At 34.6% G+C, this 26,633-nt stretch carries 23 protein-coding genes; 12 read left to right on the forward strand and 11 right to left on the reverse strand.

Features of this window, described 5'->3' with window-relative positions; all coding sequences use genetic code 11:
• The first annotated feature begins 3 nt into the window (after positions 1 to 3).
• The 5 genes from EA412_06180 to EA412_06200 all read left to right on the forward strand — a co-directional run bounded on the left by EA412_06180 (position 4) and on the right by EA412_06200 (position 9,890).
• The gene (locus tag EA412_06180; protein ID TVR79570.1) at positions 4 to 3,717 is read left to right on the forward strand and encodes a hypothetical protein; all 3,714 of its coding nucleotides are present in this window, start codon (positions 4 to 6) and stop codon (positions 3,715 to 3,717) included.
• Positions 3,695 to 7,777: a hypothetical protein gene (locus EA412_06185; GenBank protein TVR79571.1), complete on the forward strand. Its 4,083-nt coding sequence runs from the start codon at positions 3,695 to 3,697 to the stop codon at positions 7,775 to 7,777. Before EA412_06180 ends, EA412_06185 begins: the two co-directional genes overlap by 23 nt.
• 91 nt (positions 7,778 to 7,868) lie before the next feature.
• Positions 7,869 to 8,933 carry a hypothetical protein gene (locus tag EA412_06190; GenBank protein TVR79572.1) on the forward strand — a complete coding sequence of 355 codons (1,065 nt, stop codon included), beginning with the start codon at positions 7,869 to 7,871 and terminating at the stop codon, positions 8,931 to 8,933.
• A gap of 79 nt (positions 8,934 to 9,012) precedes the next feature.
• Positions 9,013 to 9,486, forward strand: coding sequence for a transcription elongation factor GreA (gene greA, locus EA412_06195; protein ID TVR79573.1), 474 nt, complete (start codon positions 9,013 to 9,015; stop codon positions 9,484 to 9,486).
• An 11-nt stretch (positions 9,487 to 9,497) separates the two neighbouring features.
• Complete coding sequence (locus EA412_06200; GenBank protein ID TVR79574.1) at positions 9,498 to 9,890, forward strand: HIT domain-containing protein; 393 nt, start codon at positions 9,498 to 9,500, stop codon at positions 9,888 to 9,890.
• A gap of 1 nt (position 9,891) precedes the next feature.
• Here the strand turns inward: EA412_06200 and ruvC are convergent, their stop codons facing one another.
• Positions 9,892 to 10,461: a crossover junction endodeoxyribonuclease RuvC gene (gene ruvC / locus EA412_06205; protein ID TVR79575.1), complete on the reverse strand. Its 570-nt coding sequence runs from the start codon at positions 10,459 to 10,461 to the stop codon at positions 9,892 to 9,894.
• A 13-nt stretch (positions 10,462 to 10,474) separates the two neighbouring features.
• Between ruvC and EA412_06210 the strand changes: the two genes are divergently transcribed.
• Positions 10,475 to 11,476: a hypothetical protein gene (locus EA412_06210; GenBank protein ID TVR79576.1), complete on the forward strand. Its 1,002-nt coding sequence runs from the start codon at positions 10,475 to 10,477 to the stop codon at positions 11,474 to 11,476.
• Complete coding sequence (locus EA412_06215) at positions 11,443 to 12,291, forward strand: DUF3108 domain-containing protein (protein TVR79577.1); 849 nt, start codon at positions 11,443 to 11,445, stop codon at positions 12,289 to 12,291. The genes EA412_06210 and EA412_06215 overlap by 34 nt, the downstream gene beginning before the upstream one ends.
• Positions 12,292 to 12,310: 19 nt before the next feature.
• On the opposite strand, the gene EA412_06220 is transcribed toward EA412_06215, so the two are convergent.
• The 6 genes from EA412_06220 to EA412_06245 form a co-directional block, all read right to left on the reverse strand.
• A complete protein-coding gene (locus tag EA412_06220) occupies positions 12,311 to 12,628 on the reverse strand; it encodes a rhodanese-like domain-containing protein (protein ID TVR79578.1) in 318 nt (105 codons plus the stop codon).
• 164 nt (positions 12,629 to 12,792) lie between these two features.
• Positions 12,793 to 13,383, reverse strand: coding sequence for a thioredoxin family protein (locus tag EA412_06225; GenBank protein ID TVR79591.1), 591 nt, complete (start codon positions 13,381 to 13,383; stop codon positions 12,793 to 12,795).
• Positions 13,384 to 13,397: 14 nt separating this feature from the next.
• On the reverse strand, positions 13,398 to 13,901 hold the full coding sequence (locus tag EA412_06230; protein ID TVR79579.1) for a TlpA family protein disulfide reductase: 504 nt from the start codon (positions 13,899 to 13,901) through the stop codon (positions 13,398 to 13,400).
• A 16-nt stretch (positions 13,902 to 13,917) separates the two neighbouring features.
• A complete protein-coding gene (locus tag EA412_06235; GenBank protein TVR79580.1) occupies positions 13,918 to 14,520 on the reverse strand; it encodes a glutathione peroxidase in 603 nt (200 codons plus the stop codon).
• A 55-nt stretch (positions 14,521 to 14,575) separates the two neighbouring features.
• Positions 14,576 to 16,099, reverse strand: coding sequence for a magnesium chelatase (locus EA412_06240; GenBank protein ID TVR79581.1), 1,524 nt, complete (start codon positions 16,097 to 16,099; stop codon positions 14,576 to 14,578).
• A gap of 10 nt (positions 16,100 to 16,109) precedes the next feature.
• Positions 16,110 to 17,210, reverse strand: coding sequence for a hypothetical protein (locus EA412_06245; protein TVR79592.1), 1,101 nt, complete (start codon positions 17,208 to 17,210; stop codon positions 16,110 to 16,112).
• 154 nt (positions 17,211 to 17,364) lie between these two features.
• On the opposite strand from EA412_06245, the gene EA412_06250 reads away from it, so the two are divergent.
• The 3 genes from EA412_06250 (at position 17,365) to EA412_06260 (ending at position 20,855) form a co-directional block, all read left to right on the forward strand.
• Entirely contained in the window at positions 17,365 to 18,357 is a 993-nt protein-coding gene (locus EA412_06250; GenBank protein TVR79582.1) for a gfo/Idh/MocA family oxidoreductase, read from the forward strand.
• Positions 18,358 to 18,516: 159 nt separating this feature from the next.
• Entirely contained in the window at positions 18,517 to 19,344 is an 828-nt protein-coding gene (locus EA412_06255) for a hypothetical protein (GenBank protein ID TVR79583.1), read from the forward strand.
• A gap of 47 nt (positions 19,345 to 19,391) precedes the next feature.
• Positions 19,392 to 20,855, forward strand: a complete 1,464-nt coding sequence (locus tag EA412_06260) for a sugar transferase (protein TVR79584.1) — start codon at positions 19,392 to 19,394, stop codon at positions 20,853 to 20,855.
• 2 nt (positions 20,856 to 20,857) lie between these two features.
• On the opposite strand, the gene EA412_06265 is transcribed toward EA412_06260, so the two are convergent.
• Positions 20,858 to 21,832, reverse strand: coding sequence for a polyprenyl synthetase family protein (locus EA412_06265; protein TVR79585.1), 975 nt, complete (start codon positions 21,830 to 21,832; stop codon positions 20,858 to 20,860).
• Between the two features lie 184 nt (positions 21,833 to 22,016).
• On the opposite strand from EA412_06265, the gene EA412_06270 reads away from it, so the two are divergent.
• Positions 22,017 to 22,865 (forward strand): hypothetical protein, encoded by an 849-nt coding sequence (locus EA412_06270; protein TVR79586.1) that lies wholly within the window; start codon positions 22,017 to 22,019, stop codon positions 22,863 to 22,865.
• On the opposite strand, the gene EA412_06275 is transcribed toward EA412_06270, so the two are convergent.
• The gene (locus EA412_06275; protein TVR79587.1) at positions 22,862 to 23,590 is read right to left on the reverse strand and encodes a 2-phosphosulfolactate phosphatase; all 729 of its coding nucleotides are present in this window, start codon (positions 23,588 to 23,590) and stop codon (positions 22,862 to 22,864) included. The genes EA412_06270 and EA412_06275 overlap by 4 nt on opposite strands.
• Before the next feature lie 3 nt (positions 23,591 to 23,593).
• Positions 23,594 to 24,679: a glycine cleavage system aminomethyltransferase GcvT gene (gene gcvT, locus EA412_06280; protein TVR79588.1), complete on the reverse strand. Its 1,086-nt coding sequence runs from the start codon at positions 24,677 to 24,679 to the stop codon at positions 23,594 to 23,596.
• 198 nt (positions 24,680 to 24,877) lie between these two features.
• On the opposite strand from gcvT, the gene EA412_06285 reads away from it, so the two are divergent.
• Positions 24,878 to 25,834, forward strand: coding sequence for a UDP-3-O-(3-hydroxymyristoyl)glucosamine N-acyltransferase (locus EA412_06285; protein TVR79589.1), 957 nt, complete (start codon positions 24,878 to 24,880; stop codon positions 25,832 to 25,834).
• 40 nt (positions 25,835 to 25,874) lie between these two features.
• Here EA412_06285 and EA412_06290 read toward each other — a convergent pair whose 3' ends face one another.
• Positions 25,875 to 26,591 carry a T9SS C-terminal target domain-containing protein gene (locus EA412_06290; protein ID TVR79590.1) on the reverse strand — a complete coding sequence of 239 codons (717 nt, stop codon included), beginning with the start codon at positions 26,589 to 26,591 and terminating at the stop codon, positions 25,875 to 25,877.
• Positions 26,592 to 26,633: the final 42 nt, after the last annotated feature.

Here is a 26,633-nt window from a genome sequence, read left to right on the forward strand (position 1 = left end):
AAAATGATTATGCAGCGTATTTTGATGTTATTTCTAAGTGTCATGCTTACACTTGCCGGATATGCTCAAACCGGTGAAGTATCAGGTCGGGTTGTTGATGAAAGAGGAGAAGGGGTTCCTTTTGCTTCTGTTGCTGTGGAACAGGATGGAAGTGTTATTCGTGGATCACAAAGTGATTTTGACGGTAATTTCTTAATTCGACCAATTAATCCGGGCAGATACGACTTACGTGTATCTTTTGTAGGATACCAGACAGAGCTTGTTACAGGAATACAAATTAATCCGGACAGAATTACAACTGTTAATGTTGAGATGCGCTCATCAGATCAGGAAATTGAAGAAGTTGTTGTAAGGGAGTTTAGAGTACCCCTTATTGACCATGAAGATGTGGCAACTAAAAACACAATAACCAGTGAGGAAATTCGGGCTTTACCCACCAGAGATGTGCAATCTATTGCTTCTACAAGTGCCGGTATTTATCAGCAGGATGAAGGAGGAGAATTGAATATACGTGGAGCTCGTTCAGATGGTACAGAGATATATATTGATGGTGTACGTGTAAGAGGTTCTTCAAATTTACCCGCACAATCTATAGAACAAATGACAGTAATTACCGGAGGTGTTCCGGCTAAGTTTGGAGATGCTGTAGGTGGTTTTGTGAATATTACTACAAGAGGTGCTTCCAGACAACTAAGAGGAGGTTTAGAAGTTATAACATCAGAATTTTTAGATCCTTACGGATATAACTTAGTTAGTTTTAACTTGACCGGTCCAATTTTAAAAAGAGAAGATGAAAGTCCGATTCTTGGTTTTTTCTTAGCCGGAGAATATTTAGGGCAAAGAGATCCGAGACCTTCGGCTATTGGAGTATATCAGTTAAAAGATGATGTATTAGATAATTTAGAAAGGAATCCATTACTACTAAATCCGACAGGTGACGGTGTACGCTTAAGGGCTGAAACTATCACTTTAGATGATATGGAGATTGTAGATGTGAGACCTAATGCCGAGGAGAATAATTACAGAATGACAGGTAGGTTGGACTTTAATTTGTCTCAAAATTTAAATTTAGCTTTTGGAGGTACATATGATTATACCAGAAGAAGAGACTATGTTGACAGGTATGCTTTATTTAATTCGGTAAATAATCCAATACAAGATAGAAACACTTGGAGAGTATTTGGACGATTTACTCAAACCTTTGCCGATGGTTCAAATCAGGAGGAAGAATCTACCGGAAGGGCAAGCGTACAAAATGCATTTTATTCAATACAAGCTGACTTTACTAAAGTATTGAATAAAACGGAAGGCCCGGGAATTGGATTTAATCCTTTTGATTATGGTTACTATGGAAAATTTGAGAGACATAGAGCACCCATATATGAATTTGGTACAGACTCATTAACAGGACAAAGCGGGTTACTGTTAGCCGGTTTTAGAGATACGCTTGTGACTTTTACTCCGGGCGATGTTAACCCTACGGCCACTAATTATGCAGTGCAGTTTTTTGATTTAGCACCGGATAACCCTCAGGGATGGTATGAAAATCTTGATCAAATTCAACAAAGAAGAGGTTTAATTAATGGTGTAAGAGCTGAAATTCCGTATGGTATTTGGTATAATACAGGACGTGTTATAAATGGTTACGGATATAGTAATGATGATGAGCAGTACCGTTTAAGCTTTAATGCTGCATTTGATATTATCAGACCGGGTGTTGTCAGAAACAGACATTCTATTGAGTTTGGATTTGAGTTTGAGCAGAGAGTTGATAGACAATACAGCATAAATCCATTAGAATTATGGACCTTAATGAGACAGTTGACAAACACACATATTTCACAGTTAGACTTTGATAATCCTGAAATTATTAATGTACCATTTGGACCGGATACCATTAATTATCCTTTAAGGTACGATGAGTCTGAACAAACTCATTTTGACAGAAACTTAAGACAGGCTTTAGGCTTACCGGTTGATGGTACAGATTTTATTAATATTCATGCAATTGACCCTTCATCTTTTTCTTTAGATATGTTTAGCGCAGATGAATTATTACAAGATGGTAGAAATGCTTATGTTAGTTATTTTGGATATGATCATGTTGGAAATAAATTAAATTATCGTCCAACTTTTGAAGATTTTTTTACAAAAAGAACAGATGAGGGTGAATTTGAAAGGCCGGTAGATGCTTTCCGACCTATTTATAGTGCTTTTTACGTACAAGATAAATTTCAATTCAGGGATATATTATTTAATGTAGGTGTAAGAATTGACAGGTTTGATGCAAATCAAAAAGTCTTAAGAGATCCCTTTTCCCTTTATGCAATCAGAAGTGCATCAGAAGTTAGTGGAGAACTTAATCCATCAGGAGCACATCCTGTATCAATAGGTGGAGATTATGCAGTATATGTAGATGATTTTAATGCTGAAAACCCACAAATTTTAGGTTACAGAAGTGGAAATACCTGGTTTACTGCTGAAGGTTCAGAGACATCAGATGCAACATCTATAGCGCGAGCGTCATCAACCGGTAGGATTACACCTTATTTGGTAAACCCTTCAGATAATATAAGAAGTGAGCAGTTTGACCCGAATACATCTTTTATGGATTATGAGCCACAGATAAGTGTTATGCCAAGAATTTCTTTCTCATTTAATATTACTGATGAAGCTTCTTTCTTTGCTCATTATGATATTTTAACTCAAAGACCTCAAAGTTTTATTAGAACGAGTCCAACTACATGGTATTATTTTGAAAGCAGGACAGGTCAGATATTAAGCAATCCTAACTTAAGACCGGAAAAGACAATTGATTATACCTTAGGTTTCCGTCAGTTGGTAAGTCAAACATCTGCAGTTACTTTTTCTGCATTTTACAGAGAGTTGAGAGACATGGTGCAAATTGTAAGAACTCCATTTGCTTATCCTAATGAGTATTTAACTTTCGGAAATATTGACTTTGGAACGGTTAAAGGACTTTCAGTGGCTTATGATTTGAGGAGAACAGGAAATGTATCTTTAAAAGCAAACTATACATTGCAATTTGCTGAAGGAACAGGATCTGACGCTACATCTCAGTTAAGTTTAGTAAATGCCGGACAACCTAATTTAAGGACTATTGTGCCTTTGAATTATGATTCCAGACATATGTTTAACATAAACTTTGATTACCGCTATGGATCAGGCAGAAATTACAATGGTCCTAGAATAGGTGATAGAGATATACTGGAAAATTCAGGAATAAATATTATTGCCAGAGGTCGTTCCGGAGAACCTTATACTAGACAACAAAATGCTACACCTGAGGCTTTATTTACTGTGCCCACCAGACCAATACTTCAGGGAGGTATAAATAGTGCCAGATTGCCATGGAATTTCAGGTTAGATGCTCGTATTTACAAGAGCTTTGACTTAGGAACCGTTGGACAGGTTGTATCAGAAGACGGAACAATTGAGAAAAGAGGAAATAACCTAAATCTTGATGTGTACTTATTGGTTCAGAATATTCTAAATACAGCGAATGTGATTAGAGTATATCCATATACCGGTAATCCGGATGATGATGGATATCTTACATCACCTGAAGGTAGAGAGTATATTGCCGGTAGAGCCAACCCTCAGTCATTTCAGGATTTATATCGAGTGTGGATAGACAACCCTCGGAATTACAGCTTGCCAAGATTAATTCGTCTTGGTGCAATTTTCTCATTTTAATAAACAGCTTAAAGATTTAATTATGAATTTATTTAAAATCGGCGTTCTAACCATCTTAACTGCGAGTATAACACTTTTAGGTTATGCAAGACCGCCGGAGGGTATGCCACCGGTTGAAGAATCTATAAATTTCAGAAAACTGGCATCAAATTGCGCGCCGGCCAGTTCACAAATTGATTTAGATGTAAATAATGTTCGAACAACCTTATTGAATGGTGGTGACAAATGGTGGAATTTAAATGATGCTCGTTATGAGATTCCTAAGATTGATCCACCCGGTTCTGCTCCTTCCGTACATTCTTATTTTGCCGGCTCTATTTGGGTTGGTGGTTTTGATGCCGGTGGACAGCTAAAGATTGCTGCTCAAACTTATCGTCAGTCAGGAGATGATTTTTGGCCGGGACCTTTGGATGATAATGCAAATGTTACACCTCAGGTTTGTCAGGATTATGACAGACACTGGAGAGTTCGGGCTGCTGATATTGACCAGGCAAGAGCTGCAGCAGCAGCTTATTTAGCTGAATTAGGTGATCCGGACGGTGAAGTTAATTTGGCCGTTTCTGATATACCACAAAGTTTATTAGACTGGCCCGGTGTAGGAAATCCTTATGCAAGAGGTGCACAAAATGTTCCGCTTACTATTGATAATGAATTAGCTCCTTTCTTTGATTATGACGGAGATGGAATCTATGACCCCACAAAGGGTGATTTTCCGGTCATTTCAACAGATTGTGAAGATGTATACGGAGACCAAATGGTATTTTGGGTGTATAATGACAAGGGAAATATTCACACGGCAACTAACGGTGAAGCTATAGGCTTACAGATTAATGCTACGGCTTTTGCTTTTACGACCAGTGATGAGATTAATAATATGACTTTTTACCGTTACACTTTAATTAATAAGGCATCTTCTCCATTATTTGATGTATATATGGGTAATTGGGCAGATCCTGATTTGGGTTGTTTTAACACAGATTATGTAGGTTGTGATACGACCAGAAACTTAGGAATTATTTATAATGGTACAGCAACTGACCCGGATTGTGCAACCAGAGGTTATGGTGCGAATCCTCCCATTTCAGGGATTACTTATTTTGAAGGACCTAAAGATACTGCAGGTGTAGAAATTGGAATGTCAGGATTTATCTATTATAATAATGACTTCAACCCGGTTAACGGGAATCCGGTGACAGCTATTCATCACTATAATTATTTAAGAGGTGTTTGGTTAGATGGCTCTCCAATTACTGAGGGTGGAGATGGAACTACCGGAACTGTTCCTACAAGTTATATGTTTCCGGGTGATCCTTCGGACCCTACTGGATGGTCAGAGTGTTCTGAAAATAATAATCCAAGTGACAGACGCTTTTTACAAAATAGTGGTCCTTTCGTTTTACAGCCGGGAGCTGTGAATAATATCATTACAGGTGTAGTATGGGTTCAAATACCGGGTGTTTACCCTTGTCCTTCTTTTGAAAACACTATAGGACCTGCTTCTGATAAAGCACAAGCTTTATTTGATAACTGTTTCCGTTTAATTAGCGGACCGGATGCACCGGATTTAAAAATCAGAGAATTAGACAGAGAGATAATTATTTCTTTAGAGAATAGCCTTACTTCTAATAATGTGAATGAGGCTTATGAAGAAGTTGATCCGATTTTATCAGCAATCGGAGCAGAAGACAGTACATACAGATTCCAAGGATATAAATTATATCAGGTTCGTAACCCACAGATAGATGCAGGTGATTTATTTGATATTACAAGAGCAAGACTTATTGCACAGGTAGATGTTGAGGATGGAGTTGAAAGACTTATTAACTGGGAGTTTAATCCATCAATTAATGGTTTTGAGCCTCAGGTTATGGTTGAAGGTTCTGATGAAGGTATAAGGAGAACTTTCAGAGTAACAAACGACCAGTTTGCTACCGGTAATACCAGATTGGTAAATCACAAAAGGTATTATTTTGCTGTAGTTGCTTATGCTTATAACAATTATGAACAATTTGACCCTTTAAATCCGGGAGATGGAGGTCAAAACTTACCTTATTTACAAGGTAGAAGAAACTTTAGAATTTATTCAGCTATACCACATCAAACTGAACCTCACTTTGGTACTCAGTTAAATGCTGTTTACGGTCAGGGAATGCAGGTTGAAAGAATCGAAGGAACCGGTAATGGAGGAAACTTCCTTAATATTACCAGACAGATGGTTGATGATATACTTGCCAGCGAAGATCATAAAGTAGGTAGGTTAACTTATGAACCGAATCAGGGACCTATAGATGTAAAAGTCTATGATCCGTTTTTAGTAAGAGCAGCTGATTTTACTTTAAGAATGATTGATACTGTTGGCGTTTCTGATACTCTTCGTTTGAGAGGACAAATTGGGGTAACATTGGATACTATTATCATTAACAGAGACCTGAGTCCTACAGCTTATTGGGAATTAGAGATAGTCGATAGTGATGGTCAAACAACTATAGTTGCTGACAATAATTTATCAAGATTGAATGAACAAACTTTAAGTGAATATGGAATATCTCTTACTATAGTTCAAAGATCCAGACCATGGTTTAACAGAGAAACCGGAAATGGGGTAATTGGTGCCTCATTGACCTTTGATAATCCTAATATACCATGGTTAAGAGGAGTTGAAAGCAGTGGTACATTTAGTGCAACAAACTGGATTAGAAGTGGTATAAACAGAGCTGGTGCAGGTAGTGACTTTGCTGATTTTGAGGCCGTTTATAATTCACATTACGATTCTATTATCGGAGTTGGAGATATTATATTTAGAGATCCAAATGATGAATTTGAAGATTTAATTAATGGTACATGGGCACCTTATGCTTTAGCAGCTAACAGATTTTTTGTTGGAGCTAATGATCAACCTTCGGCTTATTCTCATGGACCCGCATTCCCGTGGAGGTGGCGTGGAATTAACGCCTATGCAGATCAGGAATTCCCTACTAATAATATGCATAGATTACCATCGATAGATGTTGTATTTACAGCAGATAAAAGTAAATGGACAAAAGCTGTTGTATTAGAAACAGGTGAATACAGAGATTTAAATGCAAATAAAGCACTAAAAGGAGAAATACGATTAGCGCCTTCCAGAGATGTTAATGGAAATGTAATCCCGGCTGATACCGGACGTTCATACTTCCCGGGTTATGCTATTAATGTTGAAACCGGTGAGAGGTTAAACATTATGTTTGGAGAAAACTCTTATTTAAAGAATAAGCGAAATGATGGAAGTGAGATGCTTTGGAAACCGACGAGAGTTTCATTACCACCACTATATCCGGCAGAAGCTCCTGAGTTTGGCGGAGGGCATTATATATATGTAATGGAGACACCTTATGATGAAGGTGAAGCTGCGCAAAGGTTCCTTTTAGATAACTATAAGGTTCAGACAGCACCTTCTGCTAACCCCAATGCTATTCAGACAAGACCACATAACCAACTTTATAAGCAAATTATGTGGACGAGTATGCCGGTTTTAAATCCTAATTTTTCATTCAGACCTTTACGTGAAGGACTTATACCAACAGATGCAACTGTAAGACTAAGAGTTGGAAGGCCTTATGCAGAATATGTTGTTGACAGTACTTATAATGGCATGCCGACATACTTCTTCAGTACAAATGGTTTGGAAAGAGACTTTAATGTTGAAGAAGTTTCTAAAAATGCATTAGATGAAATCAGAGTTGTTCCAAACCCTTATTATGCTTATTCAGCTTACGAAACAAGTCAGTTGGATAACAGAGTTAAAATAACAAATCTACCGTCAAATGCTACTGTTTCTATTTATTCAATAGATGGTAAGCTAATAAGAAGATTCCAGAGAGCTATTGCAGAAAATGTTTCAGATGGCACACCTGTAGAAGTTGTTAACTTAGATAATTCATTAGATTGGGATTTAAGAAATCATCAGAATATTCAAATTTCAAGTGGAGTTTATATCATACATATCAACGCTCCCGGTATAGGTGAAAGAAGTATTCGTTGGTTTGGAGTGCTTAGACCTATTGATTTGGATACATTCTAAATATATTACAATATAGCCGGAGATTAAGTTCTCCGGCTATTTATAAACTTTTTTAAAGAACAGACTGGAGCTCACATAAAAAAAACAGAACATGAATAATCTAATTAAATTACCAATAGTATTGGTTGTATTCATTGCTTTCGGAATTCAAAGTGGTTTTTCCGGAAACCCTGATAGGATTGGTGAAGCAGGAGCCTATGAATTACTTATTAATCCTTGGTCCAGGAGTACCGGAGTTAATGGTATTAATTCGGCAAATGTCAGCGGTATAGAAAGTGCAAATAATAATATTGCCGGTTTAGCTAAAGTTGACGGTACAGAAATTTTATTTTCGCATACTATGTGGATGCGTGGTAGTGGAATTTCAATTAATGCAATGGGTTTGGCTCAACCGGTAGGTGAATCCGGAGTAATGGGACTTTCTTTAATGTCACTAGGATTCGGTGATATTGAAAGAACAACTACTTCATCTCCTGAAGGAGGTTTGGGGGCATTTAACCCTCAATTTTTTAATATTTCACTGGCATATTCAAGAAATTTCAGTAACAGTATTTCAGCAGGATTATTAGTGCGTGTAATTTCTCAAAGAATTGATGATATCACTGCTTCCGGAGCTGCTATCGATGGTGGTATTCAGTATCAAACAGGTCCCAGAGATAATGTTAAATTCGGAATAGCATTGAGAAATGTTGGAACACCGATGAGATTTGGTGGTGACGGACTAAGTTTTAGAGGACCTGCTTTAGAAGGAGACTTTGAAATGACACAAGCTATGAGAGCTGAAAAATTTGAGTTACCTTCATTACTTACTTTAGGAGGTTCTTATGATTTCTATCTTGATGATGCGGCTGAAATACCTCAACACAGACTTACAGTTATGGTTAATTTTAATGCTCATTCATTTGGATATGATCAATTTGGAGGAGCTATTGAATATGCATTTAATGAAATGTTTATGATTAGAGGTGGATATTTATATGAAGAAGACTTAACCGATAATTTATTGAAAAGAACAGCATTTAATGGTTTTTCTGCCGGCGCAACATTAGATGTTCCTTTAAGAGAAGACGGTGCTAGAATTGGTGTAGATTATTCATTCAGACCTACAAATCCATTTGATGGTACACATGCTCTTGGAGTACGTATCGGACTATAAATAGTAAACACATATCTTATTTAAAGAAACGTTTCAATGGAAACGTTTCTTTTTCATTTTATACTTAATAACATTTCTTATGAGCGATATAGTTTATCTTACGGAAGAGGGCTTGAATAAGTTAAAAGCCGAAATTAATCAATTGAAATTTGTTGAGCGGCCTAAAGTTGCAAAGCAAATTTCAGAAGCAAGAGAAAAAGGAGATTTGTCAGAGAATGCAGAATATGATGCTGCAAAAGAAGCACAATCCCATCTTGAACTAAAGATTAGTAAGCTTGAGGATGTTTTAATGAAGGCAAGAGTTTTAAATCCGGCCGATATTGATACGTCTAAAGTTTCCATATTTACAGAAGTAGAAATTAAGAATGTTAAATTGAATAAAGTAATGAAGTACAGATTAGTTTCTGAGAATGAAGCTAATTTGAAAGAAGCTAAAATATCTGTCACTTCACCGGTAGGTAAAGGTTTATTAGGAAAAAAAGTTGGTGATATAGCTGAAATTCATACACCTGGAGGTATAGTACAATTTGAAATTTTGTCTATAACTATTTAATAAAGTGATTTATGAGTACAATTTTCACTAAAATTATAAAAGGAGAAATTCCTTCTCATAAAGTTTATGAGGATGATGAGTTTTTCGCTTTTTTAGATATTAATCCATTGGCAGAGGGTCATACTTTAGTAATTCCTAAATTAGAAACCGATTATATTCTTGATCTGGAGTCCCCCTTATATGCTGACTTATGGTTAGCAGCCAAGAAAGTTGCTAAAGCCGTAGAGAAATCAGTGAAATGTGAACGAATTGGTTTTAGTGTAATCGGTCTTGAAGTCCCTCATGTGCATATCCACATTATACCCATTAATTCAGTAGGAGATATGAATTTTAGTAAAGAAAAACTTTCATTTACCGATAAAGAATTTCGGGATTTAGCAATTAAGATTCAGCAAAACATTTAGTCTACTTAATTCTCCCGGGATTATTTTTTAAAAAATCACTCCAATTTTTACTTGTTCCCGTTACTGATGTTTGTGAAAGAATAGATTTTTGCTGATAATAATGGCAAACAGCTGTAGCTAAGGCGTCAGTAGCATCTAAATAAGTAGGATCTTCTTTATAACCAATAATACTTTTAAGCATGCCGGCAACTTGCTCCTTAGAGGCATTTCCATTGCCTGTAATAGATTGTTTGATTTTTTTAGGGGAATACTCGCATATATCTACATTTGACGCAAGAGCAGCTGCAATTGCTACTCCTTGTGCTCTTCCAAGTTTCAACATTGACTGTACATTTTTACCGTAAAAGGGAGCTTCAATAGCACATGACTCAGGTTTATACTCTTTTACCAAATAGCTTACCCGCTCATAAATTTGCTTTAGCTTTTTATAATTATCATTATATTTATTCAGCTTTACAATTCCTAAACTAATTAATTTAATTTTGTCTTTTTTAACTGAAATGACTCCATAACCCATAATAACGGTTCCGGGATCTATTCCAATAATTATTTTTTCTTTTTCCGAATTCAAGCTTATTTATTTAATGAAACATAAAGGGCCAAAAGTTTATATAATAAGTTTGCTCTTGAGCATATCATTTTTGCTTTTATTTATTTACCTGCTTAAAGATACAGTTTATACAAAGTTAAAAGAATTTCCAATAGCAACAGTTTTAGATAATCCTCAATCAACTTTCTTTTTATTTCTTGTTTTCATATTGATGCCGCTAAATTTATATTTAGATTTTTCAAAATGGAAAATTCAGGAGAATAGTTTATCCAAAGCGATAAAAAACAAAATGATAAAAGGGTATTTACTTGGTCTGTCTATAGCTGTGATAACTCCTAACAGATCCGGTGAATTCTTAGGGAGGTTATTCTTTATGCCATATAAAAAAAGGTTTCGGACAATTATCTATTCCCTTAGAAGTAGTTGGGCACAATTTATAGTTAATATAGTTTTAGGACTTTTTAGTTTATTACTATTTACTTCTGCTCAAATCCAACTTCCTTTTTCTCTTATTTGGCTATATGCATTGATTATTCTTGTTTTAGCTTTAGTATTGCTTCTTTTTTTAACCCATGAAGTTATTATTAGAAAAATTTTAGCATACAGAAGCATAGCTGTATTAGTTGGTTATCTTAAAATGAGTTCCAGAACTTTTAATAAAATTTCAAGTTTGCTTTTTTCGAAGTTGATCTTGTTTTCTTTAGGAAGATACTTAGTCTATTTTATCCAGTTTTATTTTTTATGTATAATATTTTCAGTAAACCTTCCTTTTTATGTTATACTATCCGGATTGGCCACCATATTCTTATTACAGATGTTTTTACCGGTATTTAGCATTCTTGAGATAGGGGTTAAAGGAAGTTTGGCATTATTTGTGTTTTATAATTACCCGGAGGAACAGTTTTATCTAATTTTATCATTGGGTATGATGTGGCTGATTAACGTTTTTATACCGGCAATTTCCGGATTGTTCCTTTTTCTAATAACACAAAGCTATAGACTATGGAAAATACATTCTTATCAAAAATTACAATAGTATTGAGTATCTGGTTTTTTGCAGCGGGCTCAGTTAGTGCCGATATGAACAATGAAGCTAGTTGTAAAAGAGTTAATGAAACATTTCGCGTAGGCGAGACAGTGAATTATACTGTTTATTATCATTGGGGAGCCGTATGGATGCGGGCCGGTGAAGTGGAGTTTGAAGTCAAAGATTCAAAAATTAATGGAAAGGATGTTTTACATGTCGTAGCATCAGGCCGTACTATAAGGAGGTATGATTGGTTTTTTAAAGTGCGGGATGTTTATGAAACATACATTCAACCGGAAACCATGATGCCGCTTAGGTTTAAGAGAGATATTTATGAGGGTGGTTATACGATATTTAGTGATTATAAATTTGACAGGAATAATAATAAAGTGGCAGTAGAACATGAAGATTGGAAGACGCCCCGCTACAAGGATACTTTGGAAATAGGGGATTGTACACAAGATGTTCTTTCTGCTATTTATTATGCCCGTACCTTAGATTTTGAAGGTGTTTCAATTGGAGATACAATTGGTTTGGAGATCTTTTTAGAAGATAAGTTGTATAATGTTTACATCCGCTACCTGGGGAAAGAGCGCATACGAACAGAACATGGTCGCTATAATTGCATTAAATTTTCAGCGCTTTTGCTTGAAGGTACTGTGTTTGAAGGAGGCGAAGATATGATGGTATGGGTAACAGATGATGAAAACCGTATACCGGTATTAATTGAAGCGCCTATAAAAGTAGGTTCTATAAAGGCTATTTTAACTGATGCCAAAGGAACAGCAAAGCCTATTGATTACTCAAGTGGAAGAAGAAGATAGAAATTAAGTGTGTTCTTGTTTAAAGGACATTTATACTTGGATCAATACGTTGTTTATAGGCTATTAAACCACCTTCAAGATTATATAAATTGTCAAATTTGTGAGCCTGATTTAAGTATTCGATTACCTGTCCGCTTCTACCTCCGCTTTTGCAATGTACTATAACCATTTTGTCTTTTGGAATTTCCTGGTAGTTGGTGGCAAATTCCTTTACCGGTATATTGATACCATTTATATTTCCGGCTTCGTATTCATAGTTTTCTCTAACATCATATAGAACGAATTCCTCTTTATTTTCCATCTTTTTTTTCAGTTCTTCGACAGTAATAGATTTCATAAGTTTAGTTTATGGTTTGATTAAGATTTTTTCAAAAACTTTTTTTCTAAAAAGTTCAGCTTAAAAATCAGGTAAAAATATTACCTACACTTAAAATAAAAAAGGAGTTCCCTGAATTTTATTTGAGAGGGAACTCCTTTTTTTGATATAACTAATCTACATTTTTAGTTTTTACTCCATTTGATGGAACATCCCACGGCTCTGGTTGTATTTGGGTCAGGCTTTTTACCATTTAAAAGATTATTCAAAGCAGCTTCCAAAAATTTCTCTTCAACTCTTTCCGGAAATCTCGGGCTATCATCTATTGCTCCTGTATACACAACTTTAAATTTATCATTTTCACGAACTAAAAGAAATACTTGAGGAGTATGAGTAGCACCATAAGCTTTTGCAACTTCTTGTGTTTCATCATAAACATATTCGAAAGGAAAGTCTCTTTCTTCTGCTCTGATTATCATATTTTCATAAGAGTCTTCCGGTACAATTTCCTCATCATTCGGATTTATTGCAATAATTGGAAATCCTTTAGGGGCATATTTATTATGCAGTTTAATCATTCTCTCTTCTGAGTTGACTACAAAAGGGCAATGATTACAGCTAAAGATGACGATAAAGCCTTTGGCATCAATATTTTTCATGGAAACATAGTCTCCATGAACATTTTTTAAGTTAAAATCTTTAGCATAGTCTCCAACAGCATAAGGAGTTCCGGCAAAAATATTTGCTGAAAGAAATAATAGGAAAAGTGAAGTCATTAATGTTTTCATAATTAATTTGTTTGGATTGATTTTATAATATTTTCAAGTTCTGAATAAGTAAATTCTTGTTGATAAAATTTTTGGCTATTACCCTTGTCATACAAAAATATTGTGGCCGGAATTGCACCTGACCACTCATCACTTACTTTATGTATCCATTGGTTGTATCTGGGTGCATTTAAAAGTATAAGTTCGCTTTCTAAAGGGTTTCTGTTTAAAAAAGGCAATAAGTGAGATTCAAGGTGATCAATAAAATCTAAGCTTATTAAATAAACTTTTACATTTTTATTTTTATAATTTTTATTTAATTCTTCGAAATAGGGAAGTTCCTTAATGCAGGGCCTGCACCATGTTGCCCAAAAATTAAATACATATATTTTGTCGTCAGAAGGGCTTAAAAGCGGTTGAAACTCTTCAAATGTACGCACATCCAAATCTATATTTTCAGTGGCAAAGGTTTCTGTATTGCTGAGAAAGTATAAAAATAGAAGGCTGTATATGATTTTCAAATTCACTGTTTAGAATTAAAACTTAAAGTTCTTTTTTAATAATTTTCAAAACTTCATCATCAAAAATACTGGTCCTGGGGGCTACAGTAGCGATTAAAACGCCGTCTTTCCCAATTATATACTTTTGAAAATTCCACGAGACATCACTTTCAAGAACTCCGTTTTTTTCTTTCTTTGTGAGAAAGGTATATAAAGGATGCTGGTCGCTGCCTTTAACTGAAATCTTTGAAAACATGGGAAAACTCACTCCAAAATTAGCCTGGCAAAACTCCAGAATTTCTTCATCTGAGCCGGGTTCCTGATTCATGAAGTTGTTTGCAGGAAACCCCAATACTTCAACTCCTAAAGAATTATATTCCTCGTAAAAGGCCTGCAGCTCTTCATACTGCGGTGTTAGGCCACATTTGCTGGCTACATTTACTATAACTAAAACATTATCTTTAAATTGACCAAGTTCCAGTTTCTCACCGTAAATATTTTCGACTTCTATATTGTAAAGATTAGGCATAGTGGTTCTTTGATTATTATCATCATGAAAAGCACTTCCTACAGTAGTGCCTGTTTGACAAGCATTGAGAAATACTATAAAAGAGATAAACGTAAAAAAAATTGATTTACTAAGCATTTTTGTGATTTATAACAATATAACATATTTTTTTGTAAATAGTTGTAGGCGTCAACTAATTTTCAGAATCCTCTTCAAAATTATTCTTTGAAAACATAGCATTTAACAAATCTTTAAATTTGTAAGTCCCCTGATAGTCATCTCTGTGAATTCTTGAATTTGCGGCTAAACCATTTAAGATAAATTCGGCATAAAAAGAAATATGATTTTCCTCTTTACAAATAGATTTTGCAGCATTCATTAAACCTGTCACTTTAGCTAATGAGTTTTTGTATGTTTTATCATCAGAAATATTATCAATTTCTAATTCATTTCCGTTTTCAAACCACTGTATGATATTTAAGAATTTGCTTGATTTATCAGAGTTAATCTTTTTACTTCTGAATTCCGGAAAATATTGATTAAATCTATTTCTGACTGCTTTTTCGATTATTTTGTGCGCAACTATAATTGCCCCTTCCTGTTCACCTTCATAAACTAGTTCTATTTTTCCGGTAATGGCAGGTACTATTCCTGCAAAATCTGACAGACGAATGTTTGTACTTTTTTCATTATTAGCCAATGCTCTTCGGTAAGCTGTTTGATATAAAAGTTCGTAAGCTGAGATTGACAGCCTTGCAGAAACCCCGCTTTGAATATCCACAAAGTCACTTTTTCTGGCTTCAAAAACAATTTCCTCAATTAGGTCGGCAGCCATTTCCGGTAAGTTTACAACTTGCTTTACTTCATTATCTATACTTGCTTCCTGGGCAGTAATGTTTTTTGCAATTTCTGTACTGAGAGCATAATGGGTAATTATTTGACTTTCTATTCTGTCTTTTAAAGGCGTTACTATGGCTCCCCGGCTTGTGTAATCTTCCGGATTTGCTGAAAAGCAAAACTGAATATCTAAAGGCATTCTCAGTTTAAAGCCCCTGATTTGTATATCTCCTTCCTGAAGTATGTTAAATAGCGAAACTTGAATTCTTGCTTGTAAATCAGGCAATTCATTAATAGTAAAGATGCATCTGTTAGAACGGGGAATGATACCGTAGTGAATTATTTCCTCATCTGCATAAGTTAGCTTTTGATTTACGGCTTTTATTGGGTCAATATCTCCAATTAAATCAGCAATGGATACATCCGGAGTTGCCAGTTTTTCTGAATATCTTTCTGTCTTGTGCATCCAGTCTACCGGAGTTTTATCTTTTAATCGTGTAATTAATTCTACAGATTGTTTAGAAATGGGTAAAAGCGGATCTTCATTTAATGGAGAGCCCTGAATAACGGGAATATACTCATCTAATAAATCGACCATTAGTCTGGCAATTTTTGTCTTCCCCTGTCCTCTTAATCCCAGTAATAAAATATTGTGACCTGCTAAAATGGCTCTTTCAAGCTCAGGGATTACAGTGTCTTCAAAGCCAACTATTCCAGGAAAGGTTGTTTCCTTTTTTTTAATCTTTTCTATTAGGTTGTTTTTGAGTTCTTTTTTGATACTGCAATACTGGTATCCTGCAGTTTTTAATTCACCCAAAGTGTTTATTTCGTTAGTTTTATATCGTTTTTTTAAGAAGGTAGTCAAGTTTTTTTTACTCATATTTTAAGTATTATCGGGTTTTTTTTATTCTATTTTTTTCAAAATCGTAAAACATAAATTCTCCTAAGCGGTTCAGTCCGGTGAAGAAGCTTTTTCCTTTATTCAATTCGGTAAATTCTTCTACAAATTCTCTTAGTTGTTGGTCTGAAGTAACCATAAAAGTGGTTACCTTAATATCATTTTTAAGCAAAACTTTGGCAAGATTCATAGTCCGGTTAATCACTTTCGGGTCAAAGCCAAAACTATTCTGATAATATCCGTCTCCTTCTTTTATACAAGTCGGCTTACCATCAGTAATCATAAAAATTTGTTTATTTGGCAACTTCCTTTTTCGAAGCAGGTGCATTGATAACTCTAAGCCCGCTACCATATTTGTATAATAAGGTCCAACCTGTAGATATGGTAAGTCCTTTACTTCCACCTGCCATGCATCTGTTCCAAAAACTACCACATCGAAAGTATCATTTTTATATTTTCGTTTTATTAATTCAGCCAAAGCAATGGCTACTTTTTTGGCCGGTGTAATTCTGTCTTCGCCATATAAAATCATAGAGTGAGAAATATCTATCATCAGAACTGTCGATGTTTGACTTAAATGTTCCTGCTCTTTTACCAGGAGATGCTCTTCTTTTAAGTCAAAACTATTATTATCCATGCTTCCATGAATTTGAGCATTTTTAATAGATTCGGAAAAGTCGATATTTTCGACAGCATCCCCAAATTCAAAGTTTTTCAGTTCGTCTCCGTAGTCAAGCCCTTTTCCGGATACATTTGTTTTATGATTTCCCTGTCCGCCTTTTTCGATTTTTTTAAAGATTAAATCCAGTGTTTGACTTTGTATATGAAAAGTAGTCTTGGCAGTAACTTTGAAAGATTGTTTAGAGTCACGGTTTATATAGCCTTTTTCTTCTAATTCATTTTTAAAATCCTCTAAAGTATAATCTGAAGTAGTGATTTTATATTCATCATCAATTTCTTTCAGCCAGTTGAACGCCTCGTCTATATCTCCCCCGGTATGCTGAATTAGCTCCAAAAAAATATCGAGCAATTGCTTAAATATTGATTTTTTGTTTTTGCCCGGAATAAATGCAGAAAATTTTCTGGTAAACATTTTTTCTTTTCTTAACATGCAAAAGCGTCACTTTGTTATGAAACTTTTAATAATTCTCTGAACAAATGTTTAAACAACTTACAATGCTTTGTTGATAACTGTTGATTAACATTATTTTTATTCAGCATTGAATTGTCTAATTTTGCCAAAAAAAATGCTTAAAACAGGACTGTTTGGAGTTGGTCATCTTGGGAAAATTCATCTTAAAATTTTAAAAGAATTAAAAGGTTTTGATTTGGTAGGCATCTATGATGCCGATAAAAAAGTTGCTGAGAAAGTTTCAAAGGAATTTAATGTGCCGGCTTTTTCAGATGAGCAAAGCTTATTTGATGCAGTTGATGCTCTTGATATAGTTACTCCCACACCGGCTCATTATGATTTGGCTTTGAAAGGTTTAAAAGGTGGTAAGCATGTATTTGTTGAAAAGCCTCTTGCTCACAATCTTGAACAGGCACATGAACTGATGGAGCTTTCTGAAGAGTCGCCGGTAATAGCACAGGTAGGTCATGTTGAAAGATTTAATCCGGCATTTAAAATGGTTGAGCCATTGGCAATGAATCCGATGTTTATCGAATCTCACAGACTTGCTCCGTTTAATCCGAGAGGGACTGAGGTTTCTGTAGTGATGGACTTAATGATTCATGATATTGACTTACTTTTAACGGTTGTAAAATCTAATGTAAAAAGCATTAATGCCAGTGGAGTTGCAGTGGTAAGCAATACTGTAGATATTGCTAATGCAAGAATAGAATTTGACGATGGGGCTGTTGCAAATTTAACCGCCAGTAGAATTTCATTGAAAAAAATGCGAAAAATTCGACTGTTTAGAAATAGTGCCTATTTAAGTGTAGACTTATTAGAAAAAGAAGCTGAAATATTTTTGTCTACCGGGGATAAGAGTTTAAAAGATAAAGTTGATGCGATGGAAGGAGTTAAGAATTCGTTTACAATTGGAGAAGGTATGAATAAAAAAGATGTAACCTTTATAAAGCCAAAAATTGTTAACAATAATGCCATTGCTGAGGAACTAACTGAATTTAGAAATAGCATTGTAGAAGGGCAAGAAGTTGTTGTAAGCTTTTCAGATGGCTATAAAGCAATGTATATTGCAGATCAGATTCAGCGAAAAATTGAAAAAAAGATTTAAAATTGCAATAAAAAAGACTTTGAGGCATTAATTTGAATAAGCCACATCATTTTAATGTTTTCTTTTTTTTATTGTATTTTACAAATATCTTTACCCGTATTGGTTAGTTACTTCAGCGATATTAAATAAATGAAATTCACATTTTTCTTCAAAATACAAATGTTTTTAAAGCTATCAGGATTTATTATTTTGATTTTAGCCTCTTCTTGTACGCCTAATTCTACAGGAAACTTTGCCTCCTATTTATATCTTACAGAAGCAGACTTAATAAATGTTTCATCATCTCAGGGAAGTGCTTCACATAATATTACAGATGCCTGGGTATATGCAGATGGTGAGTTAGTGGGAGTTTTTGAATTGCCGGCAAAAGTTCCTATTATTAGTGAGGGAGAAACTACCATAGAAATTAGTCCCGGAATTATGCTCAATGGTATTGCTTCAACAAGAATTATTTACCCTTTTTATGATGATTTGGTTTTCACTCTTGATATGGAAGCCGGTAAAGTAGATACATTGAATATGCATTTTGAATATAAAAGTAATGTACAGTTTGCTTTAATAGAGGATTTTGAAAGCGGAAACAGCTTTTCAAATATAGATAGAGTAACCGGCGAGAGCCCGAATGTATATGAAGGAAATGCTTCCGGTTTTGTAACTGTTGATACCATAAATTTTCAAATAAACTCTCAACTGATTGATGCAGTAAATCTTCCGGGAGGGGGAGTGCCTGTTTTTGCTGAAATTAATTATAAATCAAATGCCCGTTTTTTGGTGGGGATAAATACTATTTTTCAAGGTAACGAAAGAGAAGTGTTTATTTTAGGTATTAGTCAGCGTGAAAACTGGAATAAAATTTATGTAAATCTCACACCTCAAACCACACAATTCGGACAAGGGGAATATAGATTGATATTTAGAACAGAATTGCCGGCTGAAAGTGATGAAGCTATTATTTTTTTAGACAATATAAAGTTGTTACATTTATAAGCCTGAATACAAGTATAGTAAAAAGGCTTAGATTATGATATTGAGGAATGAATAAAAAAGTAAAACTTAACCCTGAAAAGAATCTTATAACTTCTCCTCCTCGCAGAGCAACGTATGTTTTTATAACATGGGATTGGATTGCAGCAGTCTTATCCTGGTCTATTCTTTTTTTATTTAGAAAGATATACATAGAGGGGAATCCGTTTTCTTTTGATCTTATGTTTGGGGATAAAAGTTATTTTGCGGGTATTTTGATCATTCCCCTCGCATGGCTTGCGCTTTATTACTTTAGCGGTACTTATTATACTAATATTTACCGAAAGTCAAGGTTAAAGGAACTGTATCAAATATTGATGCATACTCTTTTTGGTGTAATCGTTTTATTTTTTACTGTTTTACTGGATGACTTAGTTTTTGATAATCCGGTTAACTATTACCGTTCCGTTATTGTCTTGTTTGCTGCGCATTTCCTGTTAACTTTTACCGGTAGATTTTTAATATTGAATTATGCAAAAAGACAAATTCAAAGAGATGAAATTGGTTTTAACACTATAATTATTGGCGGAAATAAAAATGCGGTTGATTTATATAACTTTTTTCGTTCTGAAAAAAAGTCACTGGGGAACAGATTTATAGGATTTGTAGAAAGTAATGGTCAGCATCAAAACGGATTACAGCAGTATTTGGATTGCTTAGGTCACATTGATGAACTTGAGAAAATTATGCTATCTTACCCATTAGAAGACGTGATAATTGCCATAGATACTTCTGACCATGATAAAATAAGTAAGATAATGAATGTGCTGCGACGGCACAAAGTAGTTATAAAAATAATACCCGGAATTTATGATATTTTAGCAGGGTCGGTCAAAATGAATAATGTGATGGGTGCGCCATTGATAGAGTTGTATCCTGAAATGATGCCATTTCATCAGCGGATTATAAAAAGGGGGATAGACATTTTTGTATCCTTTTTTAGTCTTTTGTTTTTGAGTCCGGTTCTGTTGTGGGTGGCTTTAAAAGTTCGGAGTTCTTCTCCGGGGCCAATTTTCTATTCTCAGTTTAGGGTAGGTCTTGATGGTGAAGAGTTTAGGATTTACAAATTCAGGTCAATGGTGGTAGATGCAGAAACATCCGGACCGGCTTTGTCTTCATCAAATGATAGTAGAGTAACACCCTGGGGGCGCACTATGCGAAAGTGGCGATTGGATGAATTACCTCAGTTTTATAATGTACTTAAAGGCGAGATGAGTCTGGTAGGACCCAGGCCGGAAAGACAGTTTTTTATTGATAAAATAGTCGAAAAGGCTCCGGCATACAGGCATTTACAAAAAGTAAAGCCGGGAATCACTTCTTTGGGTATGGTGAAGTATGGTTATGCTGAAAATGTGGAACAAATGATTGAGCGTATGAAGTACGATCTTTTATATATTGAAAATATGTCCCTTTCAATAGATTTTAAAATTATGGCTTACACCATTATTACTCTTATTCACGGTAAGGGAAAGTAAATTTATTTATCTCTGTTTATAGTGAAATGTATCAACAAGTTAAGGCTGTCTTTAGCTTCAGATTCAGGAATTTTAGCTAAAATTGAAATAGCTTTTTCTTTGTGTTCATTCATTTTTTCGTTTGCATATTTAATGCCGTCACTTTTTACAACAAAGTCAATAACCTCCTGAACTTTTTTTGAATCCTGGCTTTGATTTTTAATAATGTACTTTATTTTTCTTTTAGTAAAAGAATCTGCATTCCTCAAGGCATGAATGAGAGGCAGGGTCATTTTTTTCTCTTTAATATCAATGCCTTTAGGTTTGCCAATATCATGATTTCCAAAATCAAAAAGGTCATCTTTTATCTGAAAAGCTATTCCGGCGTGCTCTCCAAATTGTTGCATGGTTGAGATTATCTCTTCGTCTTTTGTAGTGGATGCAGCTCCGGTAGCACAGGCTGCTGAAATTAAAGAGGCAGTTTTTTGTCTGATAATATCAAAATAAACACTTTCATCAATATCGAGTTTACGGGTTTTTTCCATTTGCAAAAGCTCGCCTTCACTCATTTTTTGAACGGCTTCAGATACCAGTTCAAGTATTCTGAATTCTTTATTATTAATGGCTAAAAGTAAGCCCCGGCTTAGCAAATAATCACCAACCAGAACGGCTATTTTGTTTTTCCAAAGTGCATTAATCGAGAAAAACCCCCTTCTTTCAAATGAATCATCTACAACGTCGTCATGTACTAATGTAGCTGTATGAAGTAATTCAATAAGAGATGCTCCATTATAAGTAGAATCATTAACGGAACCGAATGCTTTTGCAGAAAGAAAGACAAAAAGAGGTCTAATTTGCTTTCCTTTTCGCTTAATGATGTAATGGGAAATCTTATCTAAAAGCGGAACCTTACTCTTCATTGAATCTTTGAATTTTTGCTCAAATATTTCAAGTTCAGTGACAATAGGTTTCTTTATATCTTCAATTTTTATCGGCATTTTTTTCTGTTACGGTGCTAAAATACAGTTATTCTACGTTATTTGCTAAACTGTCTTTATTATTGTTTTATAAGTTTTTTTATATTTCATTTGTAAAAGCTTGAAAGGCTTAGTTGAAAAATATTTTGGTTTTTAAATTTTTGATTGAGTCTTTTGTATTTCTTTAAATATTAAAAATACTAAAATGATTGTAAGTGAAACTCATCACATAAGTGGTTCCGATGGTAAAACAATTTTAATTGATGTAAAATATTCCAATAAAAAACATCCATTGCCGATAATTGTTTTTTGCCATGGATTTAAAGGGTTTAAAGATTGGGGGCACTTTAATTTAATTGCAGATTTTTTTGCTCAAAACGGATATGTATTTGTAAAGTTCAATTTTTCTCATAATGGAACCAGGGTTGATTCTCCGGAAAGTTTTACAGATTTAGAAGCTTTTTCTAAGAATAATTTCTCCAAGGAACTTTTTGATACTGAAAAGGTAGTAGATTTTGTATGCACCTCAGAGTTCAGAGATAAATATAATGCTGATTTATCAAACTTAATACTTATGGGGCATAGCAGGGGAGGAGGCATAGCAATACTTCAGGCTTCCGGGGACGAAAGAATTAAGGCTTTGATTACCCTTTCTGCTATAGAAGCTTTTGGAAAGTACTGGTCAAAAGAGCAAATGGATAAATGGAAGAGAGAAGGTGTAATGTATATAAAAAATGCAAGAACTAATCAGGAATTACCAATGGATTATCAGATGTATGAAGACTTTTATAGAAATAAAGACAGATTAGATATTCCCAAAGCCGCCGGGAAAATGAATTGCCCCTGGCTAATTGTTCATGCTAAAGATGACTCAACTATTCCTTTTAATGCAGCAGAAAATATGCATAAGGCATGTGAAAAGTCTGAATTGATGTTATTGGATGAGGGAGGCCATACTTTTGGCGGCAAACATCCCTGGTTGGAGGATGAGTTACCTGCAGAGACGAAAGAAATTGTCGGGTTTTCACTAGATTTTCTGAAAAAAAGTCTCTAAAATCCGGTTTCAGAAGCAATTAGCTTTCCATCTGTATAGATAGGTAATACATTGTAAATATCAAAAGTCAGGCAATGTTCCATATCTCTTTGTATACCTAAGTGTTGTAACCTTTTGAAGTGAGCTGCTTGCTTTGCATAATCTAATAAACCTACTTTTTTAGCTTCAGTATACATGGACTTTGCACCTGTAATGCTATCTCCTTCGAGAATAAAATCGGTTTGTAGTTTTTCTGCTACAGCTCCGGCAAACAAGGTGTCTTCGAGGCTGAATTGTCCTTTCCATCCGGCGCAAAAAAGTATAGTGTCTGATTTGTTATTACTTAGCCATTTTACAACGGTAGAAAAATTAGTAAAAGAGCCCGTGATTATATTCTTCGCATTTTTTTTGGATATTTCAACGGCTTTAGTACCGTTAGTTGTAGTGAGCACTACAGTTTTTCCGTTGACAATATTTTCGGGATAATCAAAAGGGGAGTTTCCGAATTCAAAGCCGGGAGGTTTTTGCCCGTTTCTTTCAGCAGCATAAAGAATGTTTTCACCACTAATTTTTTTGCAGTCTTCTAAATCTTTAACCGGGATAACTGCATCTGCTCCATTATTTAGTATTGCAGAAATAGTTGAAGTTGCTCTGAATACATCAATCACAACTACATTTTTATTTTTAAAATCGGTAAGTTCAGAAAGGGAAGGTGTCAGACAACATTCCAGTGATGGTTTTTTCATACCTTAATTAACTTTCACAAAGGGTGGTTTAGTAATTTTAGCTCTCACATTTTTATTTCTAATAGCTATGAAGATGTCAGATTCGGAATCGATTGTCTTTTTATCTATATAACCAAGACCTATAGCTTCTTTTAAACTTGGTGATTGAGTTCCTGAAGTTACTTTACCAACTATTTCCTTATTTTCATTTAGAATATCATAACCTTTTCTCGGGATTCCTCTTTCAGTCATGACAAAGCCACTTAATTTTCTGTTTATACCTTCTTCCTTTGCTTTAAGGATAATTTCTTTACCGATAAAATCTTTTTGGGTTTTGGTAATCCATCCCAGACCTGCTTCCAGTGGATTCGTTGTATCATCTATATCATTGCCGTAAAGACAATATCCCATTTCTAATCTAAGTGTATCTCTGGCTCCTAAGCCTGCAGGCTTTAAGCCCATTTCACCACCTGCCTTCATTAAGCTTTCCCAAATTGCCGGAGCATAATCCGGTTTAAAATAAAGCTCAAAGCCACCACTGCCGGTGTATCCGGTACCGGATATAATTACATCCTCAAAGCCCGCAACTTTCCCAATTCCAAAATGATAAAATTTAATACTTTCAATATCAAAATCAGTAATTTTTTTTAAAATCTCAACTGCTTTAGGGCCTTGCAGAGCGAGAAGAGATATTTCATCGGATATATTTTTCAAATTAGTATCAAAAGTATTGTGAGATTGTATCCAGTTAAAATCTTTTTCAATATTTGAAGCATTTACTACCAGTAAAAACTTGCTTTCACTAAGGCAATAAACGATAAGGTCATCGATGATACCGCCATTTTCATTAATGAATGCAGAATATTGAGCCTTGCCGGGAATCAGTTTAGAAGCATCATTTGAGGTTACTTTTTGTATGAGATCTAAAGCTTGAGGCCCTTCAACTAAAAATTCGCCCATATGCGAAACATCAAATAAACCGGCATTTTCTCTTACGGCAAAGTGTTCATCCTGAATGCCGCTGTATTGAATTGGCATTTCGTATCCGGCAAACTCGGCCATTTTTGCACCTAATGATATATGTATATTTGTTAAAGCAGTTTTTTTCATTTCAAAAAGAATTTTAATTAAACATTTAAGAACTTAAATAGCATGCAAAACTACTAAATTAGATTCTTATAATTTACCAAGTTGAGTTTAGATTTGATTTTCGAAATTTAAAGATTATTTAATGAAAAATTATTTTTTAGCTTTGCTGTTTTAAATAGTGGAATGCTTTTTGCTTTAGAATTTTCATAATTAAACTCAATGCAACTATCAGATAGAATAACATTAAAAAACCTTGCAGACCTTTTAGGTGCAAAATATACAGGAAATGAAGAAATGTTGATAAGCGGCTTAAATGAAATTCATAAAGTGCAGCCCGGAGATTTGACTTTTGTAGATTTTGATAAGTATTATAATAGAGCTTTAAATTCTAAAGCATCGGCTATATTGATAAATAAAGAGATTGATTGCCCGGATGGTAAGGCATTAATTTTTTCTGATGACCCATTCAGAGATTTCAATAAATTAACGCATTCATTCAGACCGTTTAAGGCTTGTAACCGACAAATTTGTAATACGGCAGTTATTGGTGAAAATACGATTATTCAGCCCGGGGTTTTTGTAGGGGATAGTGTAGAAATTGGAAAAAACTGTGTTATTCATGCCAATGTAACTATTAATAACCACACTAAAATAGGTGACAATGTTATCATACATTCCAATACTGTTTTAGGTGCGGATGCTTTTTATTATAAAAAAAGAAATAACCAAGTAAAACCTTTCTATGATAAGCTTTTAAGTTCAGGTCGGGTAATTATTCAGGATAATGTTGAGATTGGCGCTTCATGTACGATTGACAGAGGTGTTTCGGGTGATACCATCATTGGAAAAGGTACTAAAATAGACAATCTGGTACATGTAGGTCACGGATCGGTAATTGGTGAAAATTGTTTGTTTGCAGCCCATGTTGGCATTGCAGGTAAGGTGATGATTGAAGATGATGTAATTTTATGGGGACAGGTAGGGGTATCTAAAGATTTAACTATTGGAAAAGGAGCGGTAGTTTATGCTCAATCCGGTGTTTCAAAGTCTTTAAAAGGGGGAAAAGTATATTTTGGAAGTCCGGCTCAGGAGGCAAAAACAACAATGAGAGAAATGGCCACTTTGCGATTACTCAGCAAACAATGGAACAGATTTACAGCTTTGTTTGAAAAATAAAACAGAGCTAAATGTATAATTAAAATTAGAAAAGAAGTTATTATTCTACTTTAGAAATAGACTTTGAGTATACAAGTTTATGTTCTTCGTCATATACTCTTACCATATAGATACCTTTTGGAAGATCATCCATATCAATTCTGAGATTATGCTGATTTTTACTTAAATGATGAGAACTCATTTTAGAGCCTAAAATATTATAAATTTCAACAGTAGAAGCAACTACATCCGGTAGTTTTTTAAACATCAGGTGGTCTCTTACCGGATTAGGATAAATTCTGAAGTTATCTCTATCCAAATTAGGCTTGTCCCATACTGAGCTGTAAACGTCGACAAATGCTTTATAAACAACAATTGTTTCAGAGTCTGCGCTATCAGCTCCTGTTTCATAAAGTCTTATTTGAACAGTTGCATCGCCGGCTTCAAAATTATTTGTAAAATGTACATCAATATTACCGGAAGAGTTTGCAGGTAATATAAAATCCCTTGAATCGACAGTATCAACCCAACACAAGTTTATATCACAAACCTGAGAGCCGGTACCTAACCAGGCAGATGGAGTATTATTTACAATTCTTTCCCAAACAACTGTAATGTCTCTGTCACTGTTATTGGTAACAGTAGCATATCCTACAACTTCATGTTGATTAGAGAAACCATAAACAATCACTGAATCTGTCGATACTTGAAGTTGCTGACCTAAGACAGAGTTTAGTGTAAGGAAAAATAAGAAAATAAAAGTAAAAAATGCCTTCATAGGAATACTATTTTGTGTAAAAATATAAAAAAAGATTGATAA

The sequence above is a fragment of the Chitinophagaceae bacterium genome, from assembly GCA_007695095.1.
Taxonomy (GTDB): Bacteria; Bacteroidota; Bacteroidia; order Chitinophagales; family REEL01; genus REEL01.

Coding starts and splice junctions, on each gene's coding strand:
- EA412_06260 (TVR79584.1), top strand. CDS start 19,392: ATGAATAAAAAAGTAAAACTTAACCCTGAAAAGAATCTTATAACTTCT.
- EA412_06285 (TVR79589.1), top strand. CDS start 24,878: ATGCAACTATCAGATAGAATAACATTAAAAAACCTTGCAGACCTTTTA.
- EA412_06240 (TVR79581.1), bottom strand. CDS start 16,099: ATGAGTAAAAAAAACTTGACTACCTTCTTAAAAAAACGATATAAAACT.
- greA (TVR79573.1), top strand. CDS start 9,013: ATGAGCGATATAGTTTATCTTACGGAAGAGGGCTTGAATAAGTTAAAA.
- EA412_06270 (TVR79586.1), top strand. CDS start 22,017: ATGATTGTAAGTGAAACTCATCACATAAGTGGTTCCGATGGTAAAACA.
- EA412_06235 (TVR79580.1), bottom strand. CDS start 14,520: ATGCTTAGTAAATCAATTTTTTTTACGTTTATCTCTTTTATAGTATTT.
- EA412_06210 (TVR79576.1), top strand. CDS start 10,475: ATGAAACATAAAGGGCCAAAAGTTTATATAATAAGTTTGCTCTTGAGC.
- EA412_06245 (TVR79592.1), bottom strand. CDS start 17,210: ATGTTTACCAGAAAATTTTCTGCATTTATTCCGGGCAAAAACAAAAAA.
- EA412_06220 (TVR79578.1), bottom strand. CDS start 12,628: ATGAAATCTATTACTGTCGAAGAACTGAAAAAAAAGATGGAAAATAAA.
- gcvT (TVR79588.1), bottom strand. CDS start 24,679: ATGAAAAAAACTGCTTTAACAAATATACATATATCATTAGGTGCAAAA.
- EA412_06215 (TVR79577.1), top strand. CDS start 11,443: ATGGAAAATACATTCTTATCAAAAATTACAATAGTATTGAGTATCTGG.
- EA412_06275 (TVR79587.1), bottom strand. CDS start 23,590: ATGAAAAAACCATCACTGGAATGTTGTCTGACACCTTCCCTTTCTGAA.
- EA412_06190 (TVR79572.1), top strand. CDS start 7,869: ATGAATAATCTAATTAAATTACCAATAGTATTGGTTGTATTCATTGCT.
- EA412_06200 (TVR79574.1), top strand. CDS start 9,498: ATGAGTACAATTTTCACTAAAATTATAAAAGGAGAAATTCCTTCTCAT.
- EA412_06265 (TVR79585.1), bottom strand. CDS start 21,832: ATGCCGATAAAAATTGAAGATATAAAGAAACCTATTGTCACTGAACTT.
- EA412_06225 (TVR79591.1), bottom strand. CDS start 13,383: ATGACTTCACTTTTCCTATTATTTCTTTCAGCAAATATTTTTGCCGGA.
- EA412_06255 (TVR79583.1), top strand. CDS start 18,517: ATGTTTTTAAAGCTATCAGGATTTATTATTTTGATTTTAGCCTCTTCT.
- EA412_06290 (TVR79590.1), bottom strand. CDS start 26,591: ATGAAGGCATTTTTTACTTTTATTTTCTTATTTTTCCTTACACTAAAC.
- EA412_06250 (TVR79582.1), top strand. CDS start 17,365: ATGCTTAAAACAGGACTGTTTGGAGTTGGTCATCTTGGGAAAATTCAT.
- EA412_06180 (TVR79570.1), top strand. CDS start 4: ATGATTATGCAGCGTATTTTGATGTTATTTCTAAGTGTCATGCTTACA.